This window comes from Pseudomonas sp. Sample_22 (assembly GCF_004307635.1).
Classification (GTDB): domain Bacteria; phylum Pseudomonadota; class Gammaproteobacteria; order Pseudomonadales; family Pseudomonadaceae; genus Aquipseudomonas.
In genome coordinates this window covers 1-6,055 of sequence record NZ_RCNY01000059.1, presented here as the reverse complement: position 1 = coordinate 6,055, position 6,055 = coordinate 1, and the positions used below count along the sequence as shown (strand labels likewise).

Here is a 6,055-nt window from a genome sequence, read left to right as displayed (position 1 = left end):
GGAAATTGCCTAAGATTTGCAAAGGCGCCCCATGATTCATCGGAGCCAATATGCATAAACATGACATAACATGCTAACAAGAATCTGAACCCTGCTAGCGTTGCCCAATCAACTTTCGGGCCTCCATGAGCAGAATCAACCCTGTTTATTGACTGCCTTTGAGTGCTCGCATCAGTTACAGAGGGCGATTGCTTCGCTGAATTCGCATTAGGCAGCTGTAGTACTTGCGCCAAACCATTACGTATGTATTTCCGGCTTGCCGTTTTTGGTAGCTCTTCGTCCGCTACAAGTTTGAGATACTTGGGCGATTTGTAACGAGCTAACCCGGTGGTTCTAAGGAATGCAGTCATTTCTTTAACTGCGTTATGATGCGTGACTTGCGCAGAGATCGTAGACTCAAGCACCAATGCACACCCCACTTCTTCACCATAAAGGTCAGACGGGACAGGAAAACATACGGCCGTATTGACCCACGGGTGCTGGGTCAAGGCGCTTTCCACCTCGAAGGGTGAAATCTGTTCACCGCCTCGCTTGATGAGTTCTTTTAGGCGGCCCCGCAGTGAAAGTGTCCCGTCAGCATCAAGTTGCCCTAAATCACCGGTTAAAAACCAATAATGAAGGTGTTCATCTTCATATGATTTCAAAAGAAATCGCGACTGTTGGTTGGCCTCATGATTATCTAGATACCCCGTGCAAACGGTGGGGCCGCAGATAGCGACTTCGCCTGCTTCGCCAAAAGGCAAAGGACGAAATGTTATAGGATCCACGACTGCAACAGATGCAATCACCGGCACACCGACCGAACCAGGTGACTGAGGCGCTCCTTCTTGACTTCTGGCTGGTTGGGAAATCGGCATCTGTTCAGACATGCTGTAAGTCGCAACGACCTCACATCCGTAAATCTGCTCGATAGCCAGGCGATCAGGCTCTTTGAGCTCTGCCGCTCCGGACCGGATGATACGAAGATCATGGCCATGCCATCGACCGTTTTGGTCCAGATAATGTATGGCGTGTTCTTGGAGGTATCGAACGGTGGCATTGTGGATTGTCGGTACTGCTGAATACCACGTAGGTTTGGGCGAAGAGTGCATGAGCGCTTCTACCATAGCCTGCGGGTTATACAGTCCTTCACAGGTAACCGATGCGCCTACCGCAACGCTACATAGGATAGAGGCACTGAGTCCTCCGATATGGTCCAGGGGCATAACACTGTATGCAACATCCTGACCATTGATCCCGATGCCATCGGCTAAGATCGCAGCATTCCAAGCCATATCTCGTTGACGCAGCGGTACAACTTTTGGCGTAGACGTCGTTCCCGAGGTGCGAAGCAGCAAGCAATTCGCCATTGGCGAATTGATCAATATGGGAAGATGTTGAAATTCTGATATCGATGCTTTGTAACGGAACAAGCCGGGTGAGTTGCTTTCGGAGTGTTCTGCATGGTGAATACGCACCGCGGCATTTTTTGCTGCAAAATCAACGCAGGCAGCTCGGACTTCAGAAGCCGTAGGCTCACCAAACAACACTACATGTTTTGCCCCGAATTGCTCAAGCGCTTCGAGGGCATCTGCTTTGCTCATATGGGGAGTAAGCGGGGCAGCACACGTTTGAGATGCAATAGAGAGAAACGCGACAGCGCCAACCGCGGTTCCACCTGGTGGAGCAAGATAGGCCACGACTTCACCTGGCAGAACGCCGAGGCGTCTGAGATCACCTTCTCCCCCTGGCCGGCAGAATTCAAGCACCTGGCCATAAGTGGTGTAAACGTTGGGATCGCGTTCTCTGGCTGTTCGCAGAAAAGGCGCTTTGGAGGGAGGGGACGCAAGCATTTCAACGAAGGTTTCTGACAGTCCCTGTGTTTCGACTTTTACTGCAGACAGTTGAACGTCGCGTGCCATGACACGAAAGCTGCGATCACTTGACTGTCTCCATTCGACATTCTTGGGTGTGAGGGGCTTGGTTAGTGATTTCTGATCAACGGGCAAAAAACACTGACGTATATGATTAATGAGCTCCACGTCAGATCGCTGGGATTGATTGATTTCATGCCCGCTCGCTAAATAAAAAATCGCTGTCACTGTCGAATTCATCGAAAGAGCAAGGGATTCAGACCAAGCTTTATTCTCGTCGTGACGTCCAATGAGGTGAACACTTTTAGAGTTACAGCAAGGAGCCGGTCCTAGTCCCGCTTTTGACCGAAGTTCAGATAGGGGCATTGATGCTGCCGCGCACGCAATGATAGCTGCGCGAAAGGGCGCGCCATTCTGTAAAGCCGAAAATTGTCTTCCTTTCGAACGACGCTGTAATGCAGACAGCAACGCGGTATCTTCCGGTAAACCATTAACGAGGCTTGCAATTACTCCGCCCTGGCTAAACCCGAAAACTCCGTCAAATGGACCTTCTTTTTCAACAGTGGATAAGACCGCCAAAATAGCATCACAAATCGCATTGGCTAAGTCGTTAGCCTCGGGCTCACTTTTGTAGGTAGGAAGCCAGGAATACCAAGGCCCGGTCATCCGATCCCCGAGAGTTTCGACACCTGGCCCCGGCTTATCGACAGCTATGGGGCCGTTCATGAAACAAATATCAAACTCGTCTTCGGACAGCCCGAGATTTCTTAGCTGCAAATTCGATATATCAGCATTGCTGCCTCGACCGTGCAAGGCCAAAAGTCTAATTCTTGAAGGTGCTGAATATACAAAATCACCCATTCCCGTCTCGCATGCAATTATACGTATGATGTCGCACTGTGTACGACGCTAAATACCCAAGCCTGAACTACTAAAGATAACTCTTTATCAGCACGCAAAGCATAAATGCTCTTCGATGGTTCGAAGAGCATTCGTATTTCTGTGCCCCCATGCCAGCTATGGACGCCAGGAGCTATTGTTGTAACGAATTGCTAATAATGAGCAGTTGCCCAAATCAAAATTTAGTTTTTTTCATATAAAGCTTCGATTGTGCTTGAGGCAATTGAATTAGCGCGGACCATATAGCTCGTCAGTGCAGCGGAAGCATCTTTCGGGAGCTCTAGTTTTTTGGATAGGGCATAAACTGTGAACTGGTAGCGATGAGCTCCATGCCCCTGAGGAGGGCAAGCCCCACCGTAGCCAACGACGCCATAATCATTCTTGGTACTGATACTACCTGCCGGAATTGCCTTTGCGCTGGGATTGCCGACACCTGCGGCCAACGTGGTTACATCTTTAGGAATATTGATTAACTGCCAATGCCACCATCCGCTCCCCGTTGGTGCATCGGGATCGTAAGCAAACACTGCAAAAGCTGCGGTATCTTTAGGTGCGTTACTCCATGAGAGCTGAGGCGATACATTGCCTCCGCTACATCCAAAGCCTTGAAACTCTTGGGCCCGGTTCATGGTTTTTCCTGAAGAAATGTCAGCACTAGTTAAGGTGAAAGAGTTCGCCCAGGTAGGGGTTGACAAAAGGATCAATACAGGCAGAGTCATTTTAGTAAGCATGGTATGCACAAAATTATCTCATTATTAATTGCGGGAACTGATCATAAGAATCCGCCTGAAATTTCGTTAGTCGAAAATCAGTCATTTTCTATGCCAATATGATCTTTTTTCTTGCGATTCTGCTACCGTGCCTAGCAATAATGTAGATGCTTATCCATCAGCGATCTCTTAGTGGCGTCACCAAAACTTCCATGCTGTGGAGGAGGGGGGGAAGAAAACTCTCTAGCGACATGTCTAGCTCGAATGAGCTTTTCGTTTCGAAAAAAAACACATCAACAGCTGCTGCATAAGCTTGGTTAAAAACAGATGCCAGGTCACGCTCTAATGGTACAGTCACAAGGAACCGTGAACCTCCTTGCGAGGACAGAGGGACCAATAGAGCGCCCTGGCTGCCGGTGATGAGGGTCGCGCTCTTGCCGGCTTACGCGTTACGGTCATATCCAGCTCCGCCGCACTCGGGTGATGAGCCCTGCAAGGGCTATATCTCCTTCGATCATACTACTTCTGGCTCAATGTCCCTTTTTGGGATCAACAGTTTCGAATGACGCTCGTGATAATTCGCTGAAGTCATCGCGAAGATAGCTGCCCTTTGTCAGCCCTTGAATCAGATTGATGGGTTGACCCTACGCGCTGCGGACGTTTGATACATGGCGCCATGCCTGAAAAAAAGCCCGTATCCTTTGAAGGGAAGATACGGGCTAAACCGTGTGGTATCGCTTGAGCAAAGAACGACAGTTCATACAGGAACGACCCATATAGCCCGTACACGTGAGGGAGGAGCGTTGTACGGTTGCCTTTCTCAGGTCTAATTAAATCTGAGTCATTGGCAGGAGTAAGTAGGTAAATCCTTCAAACGCGACGACTCGAAAAAGGCAAAATTTGAGCACTTATTAAGCAGATCTCACGCGCGCGCTGTGGTAACTATATTTGACCTAATTGCCGATCAACAAGGCAGGGTGCTCAGAAAATCAGCAGGCCTTGGATAAACGCTGAGAGTTAAATATGCGGTGATATTGGACTCGTTGCAGATACTACAAAGAGACCATCGGGCGCCGAGAGACTGAGTTCTATCTGCAGCGGCACTCAGACTGGATAAAACTGTAAACAAATCTCCAAAAACGGAAGGCAGTTAATAATATAACGTGTAAGAACACCGATTTTTCGATGGTTTGCTAGCGTAACATCATTAACTCAATCGGCATCTTGGGTCTACGTGACGCTGAAATTCCGTGAAGACATCAGTGTGGCATGCGGTATCTGAGCTTTTGAATTGACTCGTCGCTTTCAAAGTTGGCGTTGGCCGAAGTTGCCAGAAACAAACAGCTACTCCGGCCAACGCTTACTAAGCCGCGAGCGGGCTAATGCGTGTATCAGTCATATCCACAAGGGTTGCCATTTTAATCTTGTGACCTCGCGATATGAGAAATTGAGTAGGGTGGGCTCTTCAATAGCGATGTCACCTGATCTTGGATATTCACAGGCATCAATGTCGTGCCTGGCGTAAATCCTGGCTTGTTATTGAATGTAGCCCGTGAAAAGCTGTGAGATATATACGCCCCTTCCTTTGTGTTTAATGAGGTCGACCCAAATTTCAATTGAGCAAAATTGTCGTTTACTTTTATCAACGAAAATCCATAGGAGTCCTTTTCATCTAAGTTATTCTTTAGCATAACGGCAGTGTGATGCGTTTGGCCTACCGGCCTCATGCTCAGCCAATTCCCTTCCTCATAGCTTTCAAAAGGCGTCATTACTCCATCTCGCTCACCAGGTGCGCCCGATGCATATCTATTCATTCCTCGCGCGGACCTATTGTTTAAAACATCAGCATCCATTTTAGTCCCTCTTGCTTCAAATATGTTAACGGGAGAGACACAGACTGTTGGCGTGTCACACGTATTAACTACGCCGATAACCATTGTCCTGGAGCCGCTTTTTTAAAATCACGAAGATCAACTTCATTGTATGCGTAAGGAACTCGATGAGCGCTGCTGTCGTCTTTTGGTAGGCTGACCTGAAGGTCTTCTTTTAGCGAGGGCGCCAATGGTTCTTCGACTCGACGTTTACCCAGCCCACCGTCCGCCGTAGACCGCTTTCGACCATCCTCCGTTACGTCAACCAGCCCCTTATAACCTTTAACAGGCACCGCCATTTCAATACCTTGCGCCTTCAGCGAGGTATCTATTCGACCGGCCAAATTCGACCCATTCGCAGCACACCCTCCCGTATCGCAACCGACCGCGGTCACCTTACGCACATCCAGCGTATCACCTGTATGGATGCCTCCCTTCTCAGTGACCTTAATAACCTCGTTGGCCAGTTCATGCGCATCCAGACCGCCCATAGTTTTTGCCTCAGATGGGGCGGCATCGCCATGCCCCACCAACTCCACTTTGGTTTTGCCTGCAACATTTTGTGGGTTCCCGGTGACGATAGAGTGCTCACCTTGAGCATTACGTTCGACAATTACACTGTTGTCGGGATGCTTGTCGTAAATGCGTTGCGCCGCCCGATTGGTTACTGGATCTGACTCTAGTTTGACAATGAGCCGAGTATCGTATTTTTCGCCCACCG

At 49.0% G+C, this 6,055-nt stretch carries 4 protein-coding genes; all 4 read right to left on the bottom strand.

What is annotated here, in order from left to right; all coding sequences use genetic code 11:
- On the bottom strand, nucleotides 1-2,714 hold a 2,714-nt coding region (locus D8U73_RS15215; protein ID WP_153188974.1), incomplete at its 3' end, for an AMP-binding protein.
- A gap of 221 nt (nucleotides 2,715-2,935) precedes the next feature.
- Nucleotides 2,936-3,382: a YbhB/YbcL family Raf kinase inhibitor-like protein gene (locus tag D8U73_RS15210; protein ID WP_241667799.1), complete on the bottom strand. Its 447-nt coding sequence runs from the start codon at nucleotides 3,380-3,382 to the stop codon at nucleotides 2,936-2,938.
- A gap of 1,499 nt (nucleotides 3,383-4,881) precedes the next feature.
- A complete protein-coding gene (locus D8U73_RS15205) occupies nucleotides 4,882-5,316 on the bottom strand; it encodes a hypothetical protein (RefSeq protein ID WP_130904964.1) in 435 nt (144 codons plus the stop codon).
- Between the two features lie 68 nt (nucleotides 5,317-5,384).
- A partial coding sequence (locus tag D8U73_RS15200) for a C80 family cysteine peptidase (protein ID WP_177435529.1) occupies nucleotides 5,385-6,055 on the bottom strand: 671 nt, incomplete at its 5' end.

What these genes read in the sequence shown, in the direction of transcription:
- D8U73_RS15210 (WP_241667799.1), bottom strand. Translation starts at nt 3,382, where the DNA reads ATGAACCGGGCCCAAGAGTTTCAAGGCTTTGGATGTAGCGGAGGCAAT.
- D8U73_RS15205 (WP_130904964.1), bottom strand. Translation starts at nt 5,316, where the DNA reads ATGGATGCTGATGTTTTAAACAATAGGTCCGCGCGAGGAATGAATAGA.